Origin of the sequence: Pseudaestuariivita rosea, from assembly GCF_017592335.1 — a bacterium.
In the GTDB taxonomy this organism is placed as follows: Bacteria; Pseudomonadota; Alphaproteobacteria; order Rhodobacterales; family Rhodobacteraceae; genus Parasulfitobacter; species Parasulfitobacter rosea.
This window is the reverse complement of record NZ_JACNMP010000047.1, coordinates 1-20518: the sequence shown is the minus strand read 5'-3', so window position 1 is coordinate 20518 and position 20518 is coordinate 1. Positions and strand designations below refer to the sequence as shown.

The 20518-nt window shown below is 54.7% G+C and carries 16 protein-coding genes and 4 pseudogenes; 12 read left to right on the top strand and 8 right to left on the bottom strand.

Features of this window, described 5'->3' with window-relative positions:
• Nucleotides 1-59 precede the first annotated feature (59 nt).
• Nucleotides 60-1198, bottom strand: a pseudogene (locus H7848_RS18240) (IS3 family transposase).
• Nucleotides 1199-1496: 298 nt separating this feature from the next.
• Here H7848_RS18240 and H7848_RS18235 point away from each other — a divergent pair.
• Nucleotides 1497-2633, top strand: coding sequence for a helix-turn-helix transcriptional regulator (locus H7848_RS18235; protein ID WP_208354267.1), 1137 nt, complete (start codon nucleotides 1497-1499; stop codon nucleotides 2631-2633).
• A gap of 139 nt (nucleotides 2634-2772) precedes the next feature.
• Here the strand turns inward: H7848_RS18235 and H7848_RS18230 are convergent.
• Nucleotides 2773-2898, bottom strand: a pseudogene (locus tag H7848_RS18230) (integrase core domain-containing protein); the annotation flags it as partial.
• Between H7848_RS18230 and H7848_RS18225 the strand changes: the two are divergent.
• Nucleotides 2899-3017: pseudogene (locus tag H7848_RS18225) on the top strand (IS3 family transposase); the annotation flags it as partial. It lies immediately after the preceding pseudogene.
• A 168-nt stretch (nucleotides 3018-3185) separates the two neighbouring features.
• Here H7848_RS18225 and H7848_RS18220 read toward each other — a convergent pair.
• Both H7848_RS18220 and H7848_RS18215 read right to left on the bottom strand, forming a co-directional pair.
• A complete protein-coding gene (locus tag H7848_RS18220) occupies nucleotides 3186-4229 on the bottom strand; it encodes a serine hydrolase domain-containing protein (RefSeq protein ID WP_208354266.1) in 1044 nt (347 codons plus the stop codon).
• Between the two features lie 85 nt (nucleotides 4230-4314).
• Nucleotides 4315-4926, bottom strand: a complete 612-nt coding sequence (locus tag H7848_RS18215; RefSeq protein WP_208354265.1) for a GNAT family N-acetyltransferase — start codon at nucleotides 4924-4926, stop codon at nucleotides 4315-4317.
• A 111-nt stretch (nucleotides 4927-5037) separates the two neighbouring features.
• Between H7848_RS18215 and H7848_RS18210 the strand changes: the two genes are divergently transcribed.
• Nucleotides 5038-5925 carry a bile acid:sodium symporter family protein gene (locus H7848_RS18210; RefSeq protein ID WP_208354263.1) on the top strand — a complete coding sequence of 296 codons (888 nt, stop codon included), beginning with the start codon at nucleotides 5038-5040 and terminating at the stop codon, nucleotides 5923-5925.
• On the opposite strand, the gene H7848_RS18205 is transcribed toward H7848_RS18210, so the two are convergent.
• Nucleotides 5899-6894 carry a fatty acid desaturase gene (locus H7848_RS18205; RefSeq protein ID WP_208354262.1) on the bottom strand — a complete coding sequence of 332 codons (996 nt, stop codon included), beginning with the start codon at nucleotides 6892-6894 and terminating at the stop codon, nucleotides 5899-5901. The genes H7848_RS18210 and H7848_RS18205 overlap by 27 nt on opposite strands.
• Before the next feature lie 250 nt (nucleotides 6895-7144).
• Between H7848_RS18205 and H7848_RS18200 the strand changes: the two genes are divergently transcribed.
• Both H7848_RS18200 and H7848_RS18195 read left to right on the top strand, forming a co-directional pair.
• Entirely contained in the window at nucleotides 7145-7954 is an 810-nt protein-coding gene (locus H7848_RS18200; RefSeq protein WP_336512149.1) for a division plane positioning ATPase MipZ, read from the top strand.
• A gap of 24 nt (nucleotides 7955-7978) precedes the next feature.
• On the top strand, nucleotides 7979-8485 hold the full coding sequence (locus H7848_RS18195) for a GNAT family N-acetyltransferase (RefSeq protein WP_208354260.1): 507 nt from the start codon (nucleotides 7979-7981) through the stop codon (nucleotides 8483-8485).
• A 38-nt stretch (nucleotides 8486-8523) separates the two neighbouring features.
• Here H7848_RS18195 and H7848_RS18190 read toward each other — a convergent pair whose 3' ends face one another.
• The 3 genes from H7848_RS18190 to H7848_RS18180 form a co-directional block, all read right to left on the bottom strand.
• A complete protein-coding gene (locus tag H7848_RS18190; RefSeq protein ID WP_208354259.1) occupies nucleotides 8524-10821 on the bottom strand; it encodes a DUF3141 domain-containing protein in 2298 nt (765 codons plus the stop codon).
• A 14-nt stretch (nucleotides 10822-10835) separates the two neighbouring features.
• Entirely contained in the window at nucleotides 10836-11600 is a 765-nt protein-coding gene (fabI, locus tag H7848_RS18185) for an enoyl-ACP reductase FabI (protein ID WP_336512148.1), read from the bottom strand.
• Nucleotides 11601-11769: 169 nt separating this feature from the next.
• Nucleotides 11770-13191 carry a P-loop NTPase family protein gene (locus tag H7848_RS18180; protein ID WP_208354256.1) on the bottom strand — a complete coding sequence of 474 codons (1422 nt, stop codon included), beginning with the start codon at nucleotides 13189-13191 and terminating at the stop codon, nucleotides 11770-11772.
• Nucleotides 13192-13737: 546 nt separating this feature from the next.
• Between H7848_RS18180 and H7848_RS18175 the strand changes: the two genes are divergently transcribed.
• The 7 genes and pseudogenes from H7848_RS18175 to H7848_RS18145 all read left to right on the top strand — a co-directional run.
• A complete protein-coding gene (locus H7848_RS18175; RefSeq protein ID WP_208354254.1) occupies nucleotides 13738-14490 on the top strand; it encodes a hypothetical protein in 753 nt (250 codons plus the stop codon).
• Nucleotides 14487-15800, top strand: coding sequence for a hypothetical protein (locus tag H7848_RS18170; RefSeq protein WP_208354252.1), 1314 nt, complete (start codon nucleotides 14487-14489; stop codon nucleotides 15798-15800). Before H7848_RS18175 ends, H7848_RS18170 begins: the two co-directional genes overlap by 4 nt.
• Nucleotides 15787-16743, top strand: a complete 957-nt coding sequence (locus H7848_RS18165; RefSeq protein WP_208354250.1) for an AAA family ATPase — start codon at nucleotides 15787-15789, stop codon at nucleotides 16741-16743. The genes H7848_RS18170 and H7848_RS18165 overlap by 14 nt, the downstream gene beginning before the upstream one ends.
• A gap of 17 nt (nucleotides 16744-16760) precedes the next feature.
• Nucleotides 16761-18038: a DUF58 domain-containing protein gene (locus H7848_RS18160; RefSeq protein ID WP_237072844.1), complete on the top strand. Its 1278-nt coding sequence runs from the start codon at nucleotides 16761-16763 to the stop codon at nucleotides 18036-18038.
• Nucleotides 18038-19033 (top strand): stage II sporulation protein M, encoded by a 996-nt coding sequence (locus H7848_RS18155; RefSeq protein WP_208354248.1) that lies wholly within the window; start codon nucleotides 18038-18040, stop codon nucleotides 19031-19033. The genes H7848_RS18160 and H7848_RS18155 overlap by 1 nt, the downstream gene beginning before the upstream one ends.
• Nucleotides 19030-19965 carry an RDD family protein gene (locus H7848_RS18150; protein ID WP_208354247.1) on the top strand — a complete coding sequence of 312 codons (936 nt, stop codon included), beginning with the start codon at nucleotides 19030-19032 and terminating at the stop codon, nucleotides 19963-19965. The genes H7848_RS18155 and H7848_RS18150 overlap by 4 nt, the downstream gene beginning before the upstream one ends.
• A 159-nt stretch (nucleotides 19966-20124) precedes the next feature.
• Nucleotides 20125-20518: pseudogene (locus tag H7848_RS18145) on the top strand (hypothetical protein); the annotation flags it as partial.

The following is a 20518-nucleotide window of genomic DNA, read 5'->3' as shown; positions in this document are numbered from 1 at the left end:
AGGTGGTTCGGTTTGTCTGAACAGTTTCAAGCCTTATCTTAGTTGGATTTTCCGCTCGGTTATGCCGCCACCGGGATTGGTCGCGACGGTTTGAGATATGCCTGATCGTGCGTTTGCCCGTCCAGCGATGAATACGGCCTTCTACCGTTGTAGAATGCCAGGTGCCGGCGCAGGCTTTCTCGGGCCGTCGACACGCTGTCTTAGGCGCGGAGGTAGACCTCTTCGTATTTGATCGTCCGCCACAGCCTTTCGACGAAGACGTTATCCTGCCACGCGCCCTTGCCGTCCATGCTGATCTGGATGTCTGCATCCTTCAGCGTTTTGATGAAGTCGATGGACGTGAACTGGCCACCCTGATCCGTATTCATGATCTCTGGCTTGCCGTGTCGGCGCATCGCCTCTTTCAAAGCTTCGACACACGGTTCGGTTTCCAGCGTCGTTGAAAGCCGCCAGGGCAGAACCTTCCGGCTGAACCAGTCCAGCACGGCGACGAGATAGACGAAGCCGCGCGCCATCGGGATATAGGTAATGTCCATTGTCCAAACCTGGTTGGGCCGTGTCACAGCCAGCTTTCTCAGCAGATAGGGATAAACATTGTGACCAGGTGCCGGTTTCGATGTGTTCGGCTTGCGGTACAAGGCCTGGATGCCCATCCGCTTCATGCAGGTGGCGACGTGCAACCGTCCAGCAGTGAAGCCTTCGTGGCGTAAGAGGCCCTTCATCATCCGGCTGCCCGCGAACGGATACTCCATGTGCAACTCGTCAATCCGCCGCATCAGCTTGAGATCATCTTCGTTGGTGGGGCGTCGCTCGTAGTACAGGCTGCCCCGGCTGATTCCGAGCAGATCGGCCTGCCGCGCGAGGCTCAGCTTGTGATCGCGGTTGGTCATTTCTTTGCGCTCCCCAACAGACCGGCCTTGGCGAGCGCTTCTCCCAAAAAATCATTCTCCAGCGTCAGCTGGCCAATCTTTGCGTGCAACGATTTGACATCAATCTCGGGCTCTTTCGACGCTTTCGGCTTGTCGTCGAAAACATCTGTCACGCCCTCAAGGAGTTGATCTTTCCATTGCTTGATCTGGTTTGGATGAACATCGAACTGCGTCGCCAGATCGCTCATCGTCTTGTCACCCTTCAAAGCCGCCAACGCGACTTTCGCCTTGAATGCAGGGCTGTTGGTCCGTCTTGGTCGTCTTGCCATTTTCGCTCCTTCGTCCCGGCACGCTGCCGCATCAAGAGCAAAAAATCCACCTAACTCACCTGTTCAGATTTGTCGGGCCAACTCTGGTTTATACGTCTTGTATCTTCAATCACTCAATCAAAGGCTGAAAAAAGGCCCCAAAATACATTCCAGCAGAGTCTTATAGCAAAGTTTTTGCAACACTCCTAGATAAACTCAGCTTTGGTTTTATCCGATTTCATAGCTTTTACTCTCTAACAAAGCTAAAGAACCATCGTCTTTAATTGCTGTGATTTAAATCATTTGTGGGTGGTTGTCATTGGAAGTAACGGAAGAAAAATTCAAGAAGCTATCTGCCCAGATTCTGTCGACCTCATCACAAGATGATAGCTGGCTGTCTGTTTTACAAGAACTGTCCGAAATCGCGGGGGGTGCCCGTACATTTTTGTTTTCTCAAGACCTTTTCGATAACCGCGCGCTTCGCCAGCACTGGGTCGGGTGCTCGGACGATTTTGTTCAAAGCTGGAAAGATTATTACAGCGGCATTAACCCGTGGGCAAATGGCGCCAAGGACGTGACCGTTGGAACGGTACTGCGTGAGTCTCAGTATTATCCGGAAGATCAGCTTCTTAAGACCGAATTCTACAACGACTGGATAAAACCGCAGGAAAACATCAAACATGGAAGCGCCGTAGTTGCTTATAACAACGGGCGTGTAATGTGGTTGATCGGCGGTCTGATCCGCGCAAGAGATACAGACAGATACCATGAACCGTTTCATCGCCTGTTGACTTTACTCGCCCCTCAGATCCAGCATGTCATAACGACAAATGAAACGCTCAATGCGATTTCCTTTGAAAGAGACGTTTTTTCGAAAAAGAATATCAAAGCAAACTCAGCCATATTTGTCATTAATGAGAAGCGAAAGATCGTATACGCAAATGCTGCAGCGGAAACTCTGTTAAAGAGTTCTGACGCTATAGTGGCTGATGAGAAAGGACGACTTCATTTGCTTGATTTCTCGGCAATGAGAAACTTTGAAACAGCAATGCAACAGATCAAAGAACAAAATATATACTCTTTCACCATGCGAAAGACACAAGGCACTGACCAGAAATTGGATTTCACCCTTTTTAGATCCCAAGTATCTGGTTCAAATACAGGTTTGTTTGGCTGGGGTGATCACTTTGCAGAACCAGGTATTCTGGTTACTATTTCGGAACAGGCAGACGAGACCGTTGCAATCCAAAATATCAAAAATCAATTTTGCCTTACAAATGCCGAAGCTTCTGTCACCTATTCAATTTACAAAGGCATTACCATTAATGAGTATGCCAAATCACACAGCTTAAGTATTCATACTGTTCGCAACCAAGTCAAAGCTGCTTTATCAAAAACAGGAAGTCGACGACAGTCCGATCTAGTAAGGTTAATAAACAAAGCGATCAATCCTTGATACTTTTGACCTGAGACCCGTTTCCTCCTCCGCTTTGAGGTGGAATCTGTGCCAACGTTGCTCTGCTATCTAATCTTTTGCCACCAAGGGCCGGAGCTTTTCGCATTTTCTCAGTATAGCGGGCCGGCGTCGCCATCTGAGTTTTCAGCATTATCGGGGGGATGTTCCCGATAGCGCTGTGAGGTCGTTCTTCGTTGTAATATCTACGCCAGCCCTCCATCTTTTCGCAAGCATCTTCGAGGTTCATGAACCAGTGGGTGTTCATGGTCGACCGGACATGATTGTAAGCGACAATGGGACGGAAATGACATCGCATACCGTTCTAAGGTGGTGTCAGGGCACCGGTGTCGGCTGGCATTAATCGCACCGGGAAAGCCGACGCAAACCGCCGAATACCCCAGAAAATAACTGAAGTCGTGCTACGCCATAGATCGGAGTTGAAGTTGGAAAAAGGTATTGAAAACAAAGCTGAAGCGGCAGTGCGGCTTTCCGTGGAACCCATGATGAATTGGATTGATCAGACCGTCGATTAGCAAGCGTTGATGACGGGTTTTAGCCGTCCTGATCCAAAAGCTGATCCATGGCCGAAAAGGCATAATCCCCAAGACCCGCCGTGAAAACCGTGGTTTGGTTTTTAGTCAGATGCCGCCATTCAGCGGAAAAGGCGCCGTTTGCGCCGTCGTGCCAATACATCGTTCCATATTCGGGTGATGACTGCACGACCAGCCCGTAGCCGTAGAATGTGTCGCCACCGCCTTCGTCGATATGCGGTGTCAATGCTTTGGCAACAAGGGTGTCCGACACTATATCACCGGCCAGGAAAGCAACCCAAAACTGCAGGAAACCTTCAGCAGTTGTAACGGCGCCACCGTTGCCAATCAGATTCCAACCCGGTGTTTCGCGGCCCCAGCTTGCGTCGGCGATGGTTTGGCGACGAAATGTCGTTTGCCAGTTGCGAGTGGTCAGAGCGGATTTGCTTTCATCATACGCCGCTTGGTATCCGATCGGCGCCAGACCGTTGGGCTGAAAAACAGCTTCGTTCAGGTAGGCGTCGAAGCTTTGGCCCGACTGAACCTCAATCACTGCGGCCAGCAGGGAATATCCGGCGTTGGAGTACAGGTATTTTTCACCAATAGGATGAACCAGCGGTGCCTGCAGGATCCGTTCCAGAAAGTCCTGCCGGCTTAGGTTTTCTTCGTCTGATCCGGTGGATTCGATCAGGCCGCTTGAATGGGTCAGCAGATCGTGGATCGTGATGTTGGCTTTGTCAGATGGCACATTGGTCAGAAGGTCGGAAATCGGTGTATCCAGGGCGAACGCGTCTTGGTCAATCATGTGCAAGACAGCGACTGCGGTCACAAATTTCGTCAAGGACCCGATATCAACAAGCGGATCGGCGGTATTGATCCCCGGAAACGTCGTTGCTTGGATGTCCCAAATGCGCTGGCCGTTCGTGATTGATGTTTGGGCAATGATGATGGGCTGCGAGTCGTTGGCCAATATGATCGCGCGTTGGTGCAGATCATCTGCGCGGGCTGTTGGGACCATCGAAAAGGTCAGTGCAGCCATGATGGCCGTTTTTGCAAAGGGTGTCATTTGGGGGTCCCCTGTTATCCGCGCTTCGCCTGGGTCTGTGATAGTTGGAACCCTGTGCCGATCATAGGCATAAAACGGGCGTGGTCTAAAGTGTTAGATGCATTCGCGTGGCGCCACTATAACCAAAGACATGGCGCAGGATGCCGGTGCTGTAATCTTCGACGGCGATAAAGCCGAACCGTTCGTATAGTCGACGGGCGGCTGTGTTCGTATCGATCACATCCAGTCGCACGACATCACAGCCAGTTTCGCGCGCCAGATCAGCGATAGCGTTTAGCAGCTGTCGCCCCACGCCCTGACCGCGTTTTTGGTCGTCGACAAAGATGCCATCCATCAGGAAGACATTCTGTTCACAGTCCCTGCGCAGAAAGTCCAGAAGAAACCCGCGCCAAAGGCCGCTGAGCGGGCCATAGAGACTGATCACGTCCTGTAATGTGCCGTCGATGAAGGCCCCGTCGTCGCTTTTAAAGCCCGCAATGCCCAGAAGTTGGCTGTTCTGATCAACAGCACATATCGCGTGATCGGGGTTGATGGCGCGGCGCAGAAACTCATGGGCTTTTGACGATGGGCCCATAGGCACGCGCAGCTTTTCACTAAAGGCCTGCCAGAAAAACCGGATGGCGTCCTCTGTCTGATCAGCTTGAAGGCCCCGCACAATATGCAGGGTACTGTTTGGCTGTGGCTGATCGACCGTCATGCGCAAAATATAAGAAAGACAGGCGGGGCGTTGCGACCCCGCTTCGGATTCTTATTGTAATGCTGTGGGAATGTCGCCACGCTGTTCAGACGATGAGGGAGGACAGATCGTTTGGACATTCTGTTGAATGTGGCTTTGCCGCTGTCACTGGCGTTTATTATGTTTTCCCTTGGGATTGGCCTGACACTTGGCGATTTTGCGCGTGTCGTGCGGTTGCCGAAGGCGTTTCTGGTGGGGGCATTTGCGCAGGTGGTTGTCCTGCCGGTGATGGCGTTTCTGACACTGCTGATCGTTCCGCTGCCACCCGAACTGGCTATTGGTGTCATGATCCTGTCGTTTTGTCCGGGCGGTGTGACATCGAATATCCTGACCAAACTGTCCGGTGGTGCGCTGGCGCTGTCGATCACTTTGACCGCTGTTGTCAGCATTCTGGCGGTGATCACAGTGCCGCTGCTGGTGGCCTGGTCGGCTGAGTATTTCATGGGGGATGCGGAACCGGCGGTTGACGTGACCGCGCTGGCGCTGGCGATGTTTCTGATCACGACGGTGCCGGTCGCCTTGGGGCTGGCGTTGCGCTACGTGGCGCCGCGGTTCACCATCCGGTTTGAGGCGATCGCCTTTCGTATGGCGACCTTTTTGTTTCTGGTGATCATTATTGCTGCACTGGCTGCAAACTGGCAAACGATGATAGATAACCTGCCGCGATTGGGGCCGGTTCTGATCGCACTGAACCTGGTGCTGATGCTGATCGGCCTGGGTCTGGCGCGGCTGTTTTTCCTGAAACGTGACGAAGGGATCGCGATTGCGATGGATACAGGCATTCAGAATGGCACGCTTGGGATCACTGTCGGGTCACTGATTGCCGAAGCTGCAGGCGGGTTGCCGCCTTTTAGCCTGCCGTCGGGGGTTTATGGCATCACGATGTATCTGGTCGCGCTGCCATTTGTCTTCTGGTTCAGGCGTCAGGCCAGCCTAGCGCGCCAGACCAAGCAGACGTGAGGTATAGCCTGGCGCAGTGCCGGGTATGCGCACCAGACGGCCCTTATCTTCGTCCCACAGCTTTAGCGTAAAGCTGCGTAGGGCCATTGGCCAGTCGATGATCTGAACATCAAAGTGCTTACGCAGTTCATTATGACATTTGCGCAGCCGATAAGACGGGATGCGGGCATTAAAGTGGTGAATATCGTGATAGGCAATGTTGCCGGTGCCAATATCAAACCACCACCCCAGATCCAGCGCGGATGCCCCGATTAGGGCGGCTTTTTCAAAGCTCAGATCCGGTTTGCGATCCCAATAGGTGTCTTCGAAGTTATGCTGCAGATAGACCAGAAAGACGCCGATGATGCCCGCTGCAAAAGCAGTGCCCAGATAGACATAAAGCCCGGTCATCCCGGCCAGCGCCCAGATCAGGCCCAGCCAGGCCGCTAGCATCAGATTGTGGGCCAGCACACCCATCACGCCGATTTTCAGGGTGTTCTTGGGCCAGCGATAGCGGATCAGATACACAAACAGCCCCCCGATAGGCAGCAGGAACAGCGGGTTACGATAGATCCGATAGCCGATTTTCTTCCACAGCGGGGCGGATTCGTATTCGCGAACGGTCATCGTGAAGATCTCGCCCGAGTCGCGTTCGTCCAGATCGCCGATATGGGTGTGGTGGACGTTGTGATTATACTGCATCGCGCGAAAAGGTGTCAGCGTAAAGATCGACAGACCGTAGCCCGCCCAGTCGTTCAGCCGCTTGGTTTCAAACAGCGACGCGTGGCCGCAATCATGCTGCAGTACGTAAAGTCTGACCGCAGCAAAGGCATTAATGATCACCATGGGGATCACAAGATACCAATAGGCTGCGACCTGTATCGCTAGCCATAAGGTGAAGAAATAGACCGCAAAATTTCCGAAATAGCTTAGCGATGCAAGCTTGTTGTCACGCTCACAGTAGTCCCGCAGAAATTCTCGTATCGTCATAACCAACCGCTGCCTTTTTATGTCATACCGGCTGACGCCCCTTTGGCGCAGATTTAAAATAAATTACCATTTGTTCAAGATAAACAGATGGAAACTATAAAGATCCGTTGCAAGAATAAAGCATTCATTTTGAAACAGTTAGAGGCCTTTTGGTCACGGGTGCGGCGTGATCATGCCAAGTTTCGATTGCAGCGGCATCGGGGGGGCGGTAGCAGATTGCGATAATGTCGCACTGTTTTGGGGTATTGGCGTGGCGCATATCATCGTTGTTGGCAACGAAAAGGGCGGTGCAGGCAAATCGACTGTGTCGATGCATGTCGCAACAGCCCTGGCCCGGCTGGGGCATCGCGTGGGCGCGCTTGATCTGGATTTGCGCCAGACAACCATGGGCCGCTACATTGAAAACCGGCGCGCGTTTCTGGCCCGGCGCGGTATGGATTTGCCGACACCCGCATATCGCGACTTGCCAGCAGTTGATAAAGCCAGCCTGCATCAGGGTGAAAACATCTATGACGTTCGCTTGACTCAAGCGCTGGAAGAAATGCAGGATACTCAGGATTTCATTCTGATTGACTGCCCTGGATCACATACGCGGCTTAGTCAGATGGCCCATTCCGTAGCCGACACCCTGATTACACCGCTGAACGACAGTTTTGTTGATTTCGATCTGCTGGCCCGGATCGATCCCGAAGATGGCCGGATCATGGGGCCATCGGTTTATTCCGAAATGGTCTGGGGCGCGCGGCAACGGCGGGCGCAGGCGGGGCTTGACCCGATCGACTGGATCGTGGTGCGAAATCGGTTGGGCACGCAGCAGATGGTCAATAAGAAAAAGATGGGCAAGGCGCTTGAGACACTGTCGAAGCGCATCGGCTTTCGGGTGGCGCCCGGCTTTAGCGAACGCGTTGTGTTTCGCGAATTATTCCCCAAAGGTCTGACACTTCTGGATTTGCGGGATGTGGGGCTCAGCCAGATGAAACTATCCAATATCGCAGCGCGGCAGGAATTGCGTGACCTGATTTCAGCGCTGTCGCTGCCGGATGTGAAGGCGAATTTTTGACTTGGGTTATAAGACTGTGCGGTGATGAACCTTAGGCAAGCCACTTTAGAAGACGCATCAAGCCTTGCCGTGCTTTCTATTGAGGTTTGGGCAGACACCTATCTGCGAAATGGTATCAGCCCCTTCTTCGCCGACTATGCACTTGGGGCATTCACCAAGGAAAAAATCGAAGATCTGCTGAAGGATTCAAACCAACTGATCATCGTTTCAGACAGCGCTGATGGCATTAACGGATATGTAAGGGTGCAATGGAATGCACCCGCGCCGGGCGAAGTGCAATCAGATACAGAAATCGCAACGCTCTATGTGCGTCGGCTACATCATGGTAAAGGTATTGGTCAGCAGTTGATTACGCAGGTGCTTAAAGATTGTCGGGCGCGTCAGGTTGCATCGGTCTGGCTGACCGTGAATTCCGAAAATGCGCGCGCGATCAGGTTTTATGAAAAGTTACGTTTTCGCCGGGCCGGAAAAACCGATTTCATAATTGAAGATAAAGCATATCCAAACGAACTTCTTGCTCTGGATTTTTAAGAATTTGATGGTCCCCATTTAAGGATTGCTGCAACGGGTTACTCCGCCGCGGCGACCCTGTTTTCTGAACCAAGCAGCGCCTTCATATTTTCCAGCATTTCTTTTGTTGCCGGTTCCATTTCATCCGGGCTGCCCAGCACGTGGATGACGATATCCAGGGCGGTCGTGCGGTCACGTTTGGTGCGCAGCAGTTTGGGCAGGCTGGACAGGCCGTCATCAGGACTGAACTGCGCGATCAGCGTTTGTTCGTGAATGATGGTGGCCAGAACATCCGCTTGCAGGTCGGAAAAGGGCGCGCGGGTTGTCAGAACTTCGGACGATCTTTCCAGACGATCCCGGCGCACCGATCCACGCGACGACGCCAGAAGAACCAGCATTCGAACGGTCGCTTCGGCCAGACCGCCGATTTCGATCCGTGACAGGGCGCGTTCGACCTCGGGCAGGCTGCGCAGGTCTTGCGGACGTTTGCGGGCGCGGGTGTGGGCATAGGGCGCGCCGTACCACATCGCCAGGGGTGAGGCCCAGATGGACAGAAAGGACAGTTCCATCGTGGCCTCACGCATATCGCGCACGATATCCCATGACCGTTCGATCATGTCGAACAGCACGTTTTCCATCTGGACGAACGGATTGTCGGTGCCCGCCTTTTGCCGGTTTTGACTGACGTGTTCGGCGGCGCGGGCGATGCCTGCCATGCCTGGTGTCGTGCTGGCAAACCCCGCACGGGACAGGCGCATGGGGTGCGTCTGACGCCGCAGCGCGCCCAGTTCCGGCGGATTGAGCGCCTGCAGCGCCGGTCGCACTGTCGTCTCATAGACTTCCGCAGCGGCTTCCGAGGCGCGGGCAACGCCAGCAAAGGCGGCTTCATCGCGGCGCAGACCTGTCACATCCAGAATATCCTGCATCCGGCGCTTGGCAAAGCTGACGGTGAAGGTTTTCTGATGACCTTCGCCTGCGTGATCTTCGATCTGCATCTCATAAAGGCCGGGCGCCAAGGCCTCGATCGTTTTCAGGGTCGAGGCCATCTGCGTATGTTCCCGCTTGGCGACTGAGGAGGATACGAAAATCCCCAGATGCCCCACCTGTTCATGCACCATATACAGAATGCGCTGGCCGCGAATTTCGATTTCGCGTTCGTCGGTATAGGTGTCGATGATCCAGTTCAGCGCCTGTGCGGGCGGTGTGATGTTGTCGCCGTGGCTGGCAAAGACGATGATCGGCGCACGGATCGCTTTTAGGTCGATCGGGCGGCCGGGTTCCAGAAAGGCTTCGTTCTTGCCCAGACGATTGCCAATAAACAGGGTCTCGACGATCCAGCGAATCTCGGCCTCGGTCATCAGATAGAAGCCGCCCCACCAGCGTTCGAAATCGATGAAGCGGTCCAAGCCGTGGTCGATGTTCTGATAAAGGTCGGCGTATTTGCGGAACCACGTGCGGCCGGGATTCAGGCTTTCGAAATTCTGGACCAGATTGGCGCCGTCAAACAGACCACCGCCCAGATCGGTCGAAAACATCGCGGGCACAACACCCCCCGCGATGCCGCCCGAATAGCGCATCGGGTCCTGGCCCAGCTTGCCGCCCCAATAGGACATGGGCGCCCCGTTCAGAACGATAGGGCCGGTCAGATCGGGATAGGTCGCAGCCAGAATTGCGATGGCCCATCCGCCCTGGCAGTTGCCGACGACGATGGGCTTGGGGCTGTCGGGGTGCCTGCGCATGACCATACGCAGAAATTCAGCCTCGGAATGCGTGACATCGGCGATTGTCTGGCCCGGCACAGGGTCGGGATGGAATGCAACGAAATAAACGGGATGCCCGTCGGACAGCGCCACACCCACTTGGCTGTCATTCTTGAACCCGCCGATACCGGCGCCATGGCCCGCACGGGGGTCGATGATGACATAGGGGCGTTTCCAGTCCATGATTTCGATGCCTTTGGGCGGCAAAATACGCAACAGCATGTAGTTTGAGGGCCGATGCAGGTCGCGCCCTTCGACGATGACTTCGTAGTCATAGATCAGAACGGGCGGACAACCGGCGGCTTTGTGGGACAAAAAGGTATCCGATCGTTGGCGCAACGCATCCAGTGTCAGGACGCCCCGTTCAGTTGCGTCACGCAGATAGGCGGAAAATGCGGCCGCCTGACCCGTCGGACCGTCAGGCACGATCATCGACTGCCCGACGGCGTACATTTGTCTGGCGACACTTTCCCAGAACGCCACGAAGGACGCGGCGGACCGTTCGGCGTGGCGGTTCATCGCCGTCTGGATCAACTGGTTTTGAACTGTGATATCCTCGGCCAGATCGGTCACTTTGGTTTGTCCGTGATATTGCATCCGACTGTCCTTTCTTATCCGATGATCTGATAACCACCATCGATGGGGTGGACCGTACCGGTGACATTGCGCGCGGCATCGCTGGCCAGAAATGCGGCATAGGCACCCACGTCATCGATCGTGGCCAGCATACCGGTTGGGGCATGACTGGCCGCATGGGCCAGAAGCTGATCAAAATGATCGATCCCACTGGCCGCGCGGGTCGAAAGCGGTCCGGGGAATAATGCGTTAACACGAATCCCCTTTGGGCCTAACTCGGCAGCAGCATAGCGTGTCACGCTTTCCAGCGCCGCCTTGACAGGCCCCATGATATTATAGTGTTCCACGACCTTTTCCGATCCGTAGAAACTGACTGTCATGCAGGTACCGCCATTTTTCATAAGCGGCTCGGCCAGACAAAGCATCCGCAGGAAGGAATGGACCGAAATATCCATCGCCATCGCAAACCCGTCGGCTGAGGTATCAATGACCCGGCCATGCAGATCACCCTTTGGGCAAAAAGCAATGGAATGCAGCAGGATATCCAGTTTGCCCCAGTGCGTGTCGATCTGGTCAAAAACAGACTCAAGCTGACCAGGGATCGATACATCAAGGGGCAAGATCAATTCGGCCCCGATGTCCTGGGCAAGCGGCCGGACATGGGCTTTGGCTTTATCATTCAGATAAGTCATCGCCAATGTGGCACCTTGTGCCGCCAATGCCTTGGCACAGCCCCAAGCCACCGATTGATCATTTGCAACGCCGACAATAAGCGCTGTCTTGTTTGTAAGTGAGAACACTGGGCAAAGCTCCTGTTTCTCACCGAGATATAGGTACGGAATGACGGTTTTATGATGCACCTGCAGCATGAAAAAGTGCTGCGGGGGTTATTTGCCAATGATTTCAGCAGATAAAAGGAAAAGCTCTGAATTTTCATCAGAGCTTTTCAAGTCTAGCTACGTATTCAAATCAGGCGGCGATGGCCCAAGCCAGATCACGACTAAGTTGCAGCATGATCGTGGCTGCATCATGCAGGGACTGATCGCCCCCTTCCAGTTGCAGCAGGATCAAAAGTTCAGCTGCTTCTTGAACCTGCTCTTCAACCCAGCCTGCGTTTTCACGCAGCTGGGTGTCCGACAGACGGTATGAAAATTCATCCAGCGTCTGCATGCAGATGTTCAGGAATTCTGGTTCATCAAATTCGTCTTCCGTCCCGATCAGTTCGATCAACCGATCGGATTGCTCGTATATATAAGACAGAAGCGTGCTCTGTTTTTCAGGCGTCGCAGATGGCGCAGCTGGAGCCGCCGGTGTGGATGACGGCAGCGGCATATCTGCAAAGACATCGGCGTGAATTTCGACATCTGGCAGGATTTCCGCCAAGGGCATCATCGTCTGTACAGGCGCTTGGGCCACTTGTTCCTGTGATTGTGCCCGTGTGCGACCAAATGGCTGCGCATTGACCAGGCCCGAGCCGCCCGCGCGGGGGCGTTGCCCCTGATTTGCAGGTGTGCCAGGTTTCCAGTCCGCAAAGGCCTTGCGCAACGCGGCAGCATTGTCCATGTCTGACGGCTTGCGGTTCTTTTCGGCCTGACGGACGGATTTTGCCAGATACAGAATGCTTGAAATCAGTGACTTGCCGCCGCTTTCAGCCCAGTCGTCCATATTCGCCACCTGACCACCCGGTGCCGCGTCGATGGCGCGGTTTGTGGCCAAGGGCAGCATGTCGTGGAACAAAGGTGCCGCTTTTGTTTTCAGGCGATGCAGGGCCCGGCTAAGCATCACCTTGTCCTGAACGGCCCCGGTGTGTGTCACAACAAGCAGACTTGCATCAGCCAATTGGCTGGGCATGCGATACCATAGGGCGCTTTCATCCTCGCTCCAGCCGCGTGATGCTTCGGTGCACCACAGGACGATTTCGGCATGGCGTGCGACACTCAGGAATTGTTCCTGCAGCCGGACTGAATTACGGGTGCCGGACAGATCAAACAGATTGATGCGCTTCAAAAACGGGTTTGGAACGTGCAGGGCGATGTAGTCGGGCGTCTCTGCCGCGGCAGCTTCGATACTGATGCCGTCAAACACCTTGCGGTTTCCGTCCCACCATCCTGCGCTGGTTTTCCGTGTTTCCCCGAAACGCAAGATAACCGGTGGCAGATCATTTGCCGCCAGTCCTGATGGGATCGGGTTTTCACCGACCAGAAAACGGATCAGATCAGATTTGCCTGATCCGGCCTCACCCCCGATGACGACGCGCACCGGACGAACTCCACGTTGTTGGTTGGCATCTGGCTGTTGAACCTGCGGCTGAGCGGCCGCTTTCTTTTGCGCAGATGATATAATGACCTGCGGTTGCGCAATGGCACCGTCGGAACGTAAAAGTTGGCTCATGAAATTGCCCCCATGGCACGGCCTGGGACAATACAATTAAGAGCATCAAGTCGATGTTCGATTTTGCAAGCAGTCAGATACTTTGTCATATCAGTCCAGAGCACACAATACTAAGGACACACGCAAATCCGAATAAGCCCCCCAGCCCAGTCAGCGCGCATGCCACGGTTTCACAACAGGCGTCAAAGTGACAAACATATAACTCAAAAAATAATCACTTTTAAAAAGACGTTACGTCGACTTAGCGCCATATCGAAGCCGTCAAATGTCAGGCAATAGAATCGAGATGACTGTTTCAGCTTAGCAAACAAAAACAACATGTAAACCCATTGATCTTGTTTACCTTTTTTTAACTATTCACAGGCAGACTGTGTTGCCGATTCGACGCGACACCCATGCCAGCACATCATTCAATCCAGGGTTGCTGGGCAACATGACGTAACGCCAACTTATTGGTGTGCTTGTGAAACATCGATGTCGCACCGGCACAAAAGCAACGGGAATCATCTTGCACTGACGAATCTTCGTGCTTACGAATTTCCCACGATGAGATTTATTCTTTTACTTCTTTATGTGTCAGTATCGGTGGTTGGTGTGCCGAGCAGCCTGATCGCGCAAGATCAGGCTTTTGACACGATTTATGTCGAGATCACTGAAAGCGGTCAGCAATATGAAAGCGCGTTGGGGTGGGGTGGGCCAGCGCGTGAAATGGTCTTTCTGAACCCCGACAGCCCGCTGCCAGACCTTTCAGATCTGGGTAATATCAACCCCGACAGCCGCCCCGTCGACGTGGAAATAGAAGATGTAATACCTGACAACCCTGTTGGAGTGTTCACTGGGCTGCGCATTGCGCTGTTCATCATCTTTGGCGCGATACTGGCGCTGATCCTTTATCTTTTTGTACGTTACGGCGGCGCGGGTGCGATCAGTTTTCGAAAGGCCCCCGACAATTCCACGCGTGGGAATTACACCCCATCTGACCAACAGAGCATTTATGAAAGGCCCCCATCGGAACTGGAACAGATCGAGTCAATCCCGGATCGTCAGGCCGCCATCATTGAACTGATGCGCAGCGGGCTTAGTAAAGCGGCACGAATGAACAACCTAAGATTGCAACGCAGCTGGACGGCGCGTGATGCGATCCGTCGGATTCCGAAAAACTGGCCTTATCTTGGACAGCTTAGTGATGTAACACGAGAGGCCGAATTTGCCTATTTTGGCGACAGACCTGTGTCAGAAGATGTTTTTCAACACCACCTGTCCGCCATGCGGCCGCTTTTTGACAAGGGTGTCGCATGAGCCGGGGCACAGCATCAAAGGGCGACAAGGGCGCATTGATTATCGGCGGTGTGATCGTTGCGATCATCGTCATTTTCGCATTTGTTCTTCTGTCTGGTGATCGCACGCAAAGCCTGCGCAGATCCGTGATCGGATTTGACGGCCTGCACAGCTGGTTGACGTCACAGCGGGCCGATTCCCAGATCTTTTCTGGTGGCTACAGTTTTGATCCCGATACGATCGGCCTGCGCATCGTTCCGCTATATGACACGAACCTTAGACGCACCAGATCGCGCGCCCTGACCCAAGAAGATGTGCTAATGCAGGAAGACATCCGCGACATGCCCTTGGGTGAACTATCGACCAAGATCGATGCCGTGCAGACGATGGTGGTTTTGCCGAAATGGCGGCGCGGGACGCAGATCACGTCTGTTGCGCATCCCGACCTGATGGTGGCCGCAGACAGCGTCGAACGTGTGCTGAACCAGCTTGGGGTGGAAAACCCCATTGTCGGATATGCCCGCAATGATTTTGGCGCCTATCCCGTCAGCGTGGGCAGCACGCGTTATATGGCCGAGCTTTATGTCGCCCAGACGTTTACCGCAGACGATTGCCAACCCTACATCGGCGATGAAAGCGCGATGGTTCTGGCGCAATGTCAGGTCAAGCTGGGCAGGGATTACGACAGTTGGGTGCTGATCCTGTCCGACCCCGATCTGCTGAATAACCACGGGCTGCGTCTGGGGGACAATGCCTTTATCGCGCGGTCTTTGCTGCCGGAACTGGCTGGCGATCTGCCGATCATGATCGACTATAGCACCGATACCTGGGCCATCCGGCGCTTTACATCGGAACGGCCCGAGCGGACCTGGGGCGATCTGATGCGGTTCTTCGAGTTCCCGTTCACACTGCTTTGGATCGGTTTTCTGGCCATGTTTGCCCTGTTTATCTGGCGTGCCAGTGTACGCTATGGCGCGCCGCGCCGCTTGTTTGACGACGGGCCATCGGCTGAAAAGGTGGCCTCGATCATGGCGCGGTCCAAGCTGCTGCGGCTCTCCGGTCATGACGGTGCGCTTTTGTCAGATTATATTGAGGTCCGCCTGAACAGCTTCGCGACCGAGCTTTTCGGCCCCGGTCTGGCCAAGCAGGGCACATCACAGGTTCAGATCGAACGCTTCCTGAAACGCCACGATCCGCAGATCGCGACGCGGTTTATGACCCTGACCGACCAGATACGATCCCTTCCATCCGACATCCCAGGTGGCGATGCGATCCGCTATGTCGATGATTTTGAGACACTTTTACAGCAGGTGAAAAATGACTTTAGATGAATTACGCGCTGCAGCCGACGCGATACGGGCCGAAATCGGCAAGGCAGTACAGGGCCAGGATGACGCGATTGACATGTTGTTGATTTCACTGTTCGCACGCGGCCATGTCTTGTTGGAAGGCCCGCCCGGTACAGCCAAAACGCTGCTGGCGCGCAGCTTTTCGGCGGCGCTGAAGCTGGACTTTGGCCGGATACAGTTCACACCCGACCTGATGCCGGGCGATGTGCTGGGCGCCAGCATCTTTGATTTCCGCACCAATGAATTCAACCTGACCAAGGGTCCGGTGTTCAGTGAAATCCTGCTGGCCGATGAAATCAACCGCGCCCCGCCCAAAACACAGGCCGCACTGCTGCAGGCGATGAACGAACGCACAGTGACAATTGACGGGGAAGACCATTCCCTGGGCGAAAACTTCTTTGTCATCGCGACCCAGAACCCGATCGAACAGCAGGGCACATATCCGTTGCCCGAGGCGCAGTTGGACCGCTTTCTGTTCAAGCTGCTGATCGATTTCCCGAATGAGGCGTCCGAACTAGACATCCTGAAAATGCACGCAGCCCAACCACTGGATATGAACGCGCGGACCGCCAAGCTGGGCGATGTGGTGGACCCTGAAACGCTGGCCGCCGGTCGTGCGCTGGTCGATGGTATTCGCCTGGATGACGATATTCTTGGCTATATTTTGCGGCTGACGCGGGCCACGCGGACCGACCCCGAGATTTCGCATGGTGCTTCGACCCGTGCGGCTGATGCGATTGCCGGGGCAACGCGCGCTGCGGCTGCGCTGGATGGGCGCGATTTTGCGATCCCGGATGACGTCAAACGGCTTTACATCCCCGCGCTGCGCCACCGGATCGTGCTTGGCCCCACAGCCGAGATTGAGGGGCGCACATCGTCCGAGGTTCTGGATAACATCCTTAATCAAATCGAGGCCCCCCGCTGATACGCCCGTCGCTCAGATTGCTGGCGCTGTCCTTTGGCGCCCTGTGCCTTTCGGTGCTGGCCGTCGCAATGGGCGGTGGTCTGCGTCAGGGCGCTCTGATCGTCTGGATTGCTTTGGGCGCTTTGGTTCTGCTGGATTTTTTCCTGTCCTGGCGGGGTCGTGTCGCGGTTGAGGCTGACTTTCCAAAAGAGATGTTTGTCGGATCGACCGGACGACTTGTTCTGGGGGCCTATCACTCACCCGTTGGGTTCGGCGTTCGTATCAGCTGGCCGCGCGGGCTGGACGGCCCCGGCGAAAGCGGTTTTGAAGCCTATGGCGATGATGGGGCGGTCGCGCGTATTCCGATGCGTGCGGTCCGTCGCGGCACCTGGACCATTCCGCATATTTGGCTGCGCTGGCCGTCGCGGCTGCAGTTGCTGGAATTTACCCCACGCGTTGCGGTTGATCTATCGATTGGCGTTGTCCCCGACATCAGACCCGTTCAGTCGGGTGAGATTACGACCAAGGTGAAATCGACGCTTTATGGTGTAAAGGAAAACCGGATCGTTGGTGAAGGGTCTGAGTTCAACCAACTGCTGGAGTTCGTGCCCGGCATGGATATCCGGTCGATCGACTGGAAACGGTCTGCCCGGTATCGCACCTTGATGGCCAAGGATATGCAGGCCGAACGCAACCACCATGTGTTTGTCGCGCTGGATAATGGCTATCTGATGCGCGAAGAAATCGGTGGCCTGCCTAAGATTGATCATGCGGTGAATGCGGCCTTGGCCGTTGCATGGGCGGCGGCTGTTGGCGGGGATCAGGTGGGCCTTTACGCCTTTGACGCGCGCCCACGGGTTTTTACACCGCCCGAACCCGGGCGTCTGGCCTTCGCGCGCCTGCGCAGCCGCACGGCTGAACTGGAATATGCCACCGTGGAATCCAACCACACTCTGGCCATGGCCGAGCTGAACGCGCGCACCCCGCGCCGCAGTCTGATCGTTGTGTTTTCGGATTTTGTCGACACCACAACCGCCGAACTGTTGGTCGAAAACGTCAGCGTGCTGGCCAAGCGCCATGTGATCATCTTTGTCGCATTGCGCGATCCTGATCTGGTCAAAATGGTCAATGCGGTGCCACAATCGGTTGATGACGTGGCCACGCTGGTGTCCGCCGGTCAGTTGCAAAGTGAACGCCAACTGGTGATGGAAAAGCTAAGCCGCCTGGGTGTGACGGTCATCGACAGTGAACCAAACGCCGTCAGTGCCAGACTGATCTCGACCTATCTTGAGATCAAGGCAAGGGAGTTGATCTGATGGAAAACGCCATTCTGATCCGATCTGCCCGCTTTCGGGAAGAGCGTGAAGCCGATTGGGCGCGGCTGGAACAGATTGTTGCAGTTGCCGAAAAGCGGGGCATTCACAGCCTGTCATATGACGACGCCCGCGATCTGGCGACGCTTTATCGTCAGGCGGCCAATTCGCTATCTGTCGCGCGCGAGATATCGTTGGACAAAGCGCTGTTGCGGTATCTTGAGGCTTTGACGGCCCGCGCTTATCTGGCGGTCTATGCCCCGCAGGAACGGTTGGGCGGCTTGGTCAGCCGGTTTTTCCTGAAAAGCGCCCCGCAGGCGATGCGGCGTTCGGCCATTTTTATCCTGCTTGGGTTTCTCGCGATGGGCCTGGGGGCTCTTGCGGGCTATCTGCTCTATTTCGAAGATCCCGCCTGGTACAACGTCTTCATGCCTGCAGGTCTGGCCGGCGGTCGCGGCCCGGAAGCCAGCACAGAATTTCTGCGCCGCGTCATTTATCAGGAAGGTGGGCATGATGGCCTGGGTGCTTTTGCGACATTCCTGTTTTCACACAATACGCGAATTGCGATTTTTGTCTTCGGACTGGGTGTCTTTGCCTGTGCCCCGGCGTTCCTGCTGACATTCTATAACGGTTTGATCTTTGGTGCGTTCTACGCGCTGCACGTCGAACGTGGCCTGGGGTGGGATATTGCCGGCTGGCTGTCGATCCACGGGGTTACGGAGCTTTCCGCGATCTGCATTGCCTGTGGCGGGGGACTGAAACTTGGCAGTGCCGTTCTGTTTCCGGGGCAGCGATTGCGCGGGGAAGCCCTGCGTCAGGAAGGCAAAGACGCCGTCAAACTGGCGCTGGTCGCCGGTCTTATGCTGTTTGCCGCAGCGGTACTAGAAGGCTTCGGGCGCCAGTTGGTGCAAGACATGAACACCCGACTGATCATCGGTTGGGGTATCGGTGGACTGTGGTTGGCATGGTTTGTCTTTGTCGGGCGGGAACGGACATGAGCAATCAAAGACGTCGCCATCAACGTCCCAAACCATCTCTTCGGCTGCTTGAGGACTTCATACCGCCCGAAGGCGTCCCGATTCCCTTCGAAACAGCGGGGTTGGGTGTTCGTCTGGGGGCCCAATTGCTTGATATCATCATCACGATACTTTTTGCGATTGCGTTGACCGTGGTGATTGCCGTCACAAATATCTTTGGCCTCGAAGGAAGTTTCGCCGCCTGGGCTTTGCTGTTTTTTATAATCCGCATTCCTTATTACATCATGACAGAACTGTTCTGGAATGGTGAAACCCTTGGAAAACGATTTCTGAAAATCAAGGTGATCAGCGCAGATGGCAGGTCTTTGTCGCCCCATGCGGTTGTGGTGCGCAATCTGACCAAAGAGGCCGAGGTTTTTCTGCCCCTAACCCTGATGATCGCACTGCCCGGCATGGATTTCTGGACATCGCTTCTGGCGCTTGGATGGATCGCAGCCGTCCTGATTGCCCCGTTTTTCAGCAAGAAACGGCAACGTCTGGGGGACCTGATTGCAGGCACCTATGTGATCCATAAACCGGTGTCCGAACTGCTGCCGGACCTGTCCCGCGCAACCAGTGTTCAGACAGCCGAACGCTTTGCCTTCATGCCCCACCAGCTGGATCATTATGGGGCCTATGAATTGCAAACGCTGGAAAGCCTGCTGCAACGGGATAGTGCGCCGCACATGACTTATGACCTAAAGCGCCGCAACGAAGAAACGATAGAGGCGATCGTCACACGCATCCGCCGCAAAATCGACTACAGTGATCCCATCGATCGGCTGGATCACCGCGATTTTCTCAAGGCCTTCTACGCTGCACAACGTGCACACCTGGAACAACGTCAGCTGTTCGGGGACAAGCGCGAAGACAAGTACGATGTGGCCGAACGGCGCCAGACCGCAGGGCGCTGATTTATGGATATGAAAGTCGATTTGATGCGACGACCTGTCAAGCGGATCATATCTGTTGTCGACATGCATCTGCTGGCAGTAAGATCGTTTGGCCCCGGTGATATCGTCCGCGTCTTCCATTAGGGTTCACGATAAAAGATAAAATGCAGGGATTGTGAAATGTCAGATACCTATGCCCCGAAAGAGCCCCTTGGCGTCGGAAGCATCTTAAGTGAAAGCTTTTCGATTTTCTTCAAGTGCTTCTTTCCGATCATCATTATTACATTTTTGGTTTCGGTCATCGGACTGATGATCAGCCTTTTCGTGCTGGGCACTGAAACAACCTTGGGCCTGAATCCCGACCCCTTCGCCTTTTACAGTGTGCAGTCTGGGATATCGGTCATCTTGCAACAGGTCATCTATGCGTTCGCGGTCGCGATCATCGTGCAGCTTGCCTATGATTTCAAAAATGGCACACCTCTGCGCTACAGCCAGTATATGTCGCGCGCGCTGACGTTTATTGTCCCTTTGACTGTTTTGGGCATCGTGATCACCATTGCAGCAGGCATCGGGC

Bases quoted from the DNA above. Each gene is read 5' to 3' on its own strand.
- H7848_RS18205 (WP_208354262.1), bottom strand. From the start codon at position 6,894: ATGACGATACGAGAATTTCTGCGGGACTACTGTGAGCGTGACAACAAG.
- H7848_RS18155 (WP_208354248.1), top strand. From the start codon at position 18,038: ATGGAAAACGCCATTCTGATCCGATCTGCCCGCTTTCGGGAAGAGCGT.
- H7848_RS18190 (WP_208354259.1), bottom strand. From the start codon at position 10,821: ATGCAATATCACGGACAAACCAAAGTGACCGATCTGGCCGAGGATATC.
- H7848_RS18150 (WP_208354247.1), top strand. From the start codon at position 19,030: ATGAGCAATCAAAGACGTCGCCATCAACGTCCCAAACCATCTCTTCGG.
- H7848_RS18215 (WP_208354265.1), bottom strand. From the start codon at position 4,926: ATGACGGTCGATCAGCCACAGCCAAACAGTACCCTGCATATTGTGCGG.
- H7848_RS18170 (WP_208354252.1), top strand. From the start codon at position 14,487: ATGAGCCGGGGCACAGCATCAAAGGGCGACAAGGGCGCATTGATTATC.
- H7848_RS18220 (WP_208354266.1), bottom strand. From the start codon at position 4,229: ATGACACCCTTTGCAAAAACGGCCATCATGGCTGCACTGACCTTTTCG.
- H7848_RS18180 (WP_208354256.1), bottom strand. From the start codon at position 13,191: ATGAGCCAACTTTTACGTTCCGACGGTGCCATTGCGCAACCGCAGGTC.
- H7848_RS18165 (WP_208354250.1), top strand. From the start codon at position 15,787: ATGACTTTAGATGAATTACGCGCTGCAGCCGACGCGATACGGGCCGAA.
- H7848_RS18195 (WP_208354260.1), top strand. From the start codon at position 7,979: ATGAACCTTAGGCAAGCCACTTTAGAAGACGCATCAAGCCTTGCCGTG.
- H7848_RS18175 (WP_208354254.1), top strand. From the start codon at position 13,738: ATGAGATTTATTCTTTTACTTCTTTATGTGTCAGTATCGGTGGTTGGT.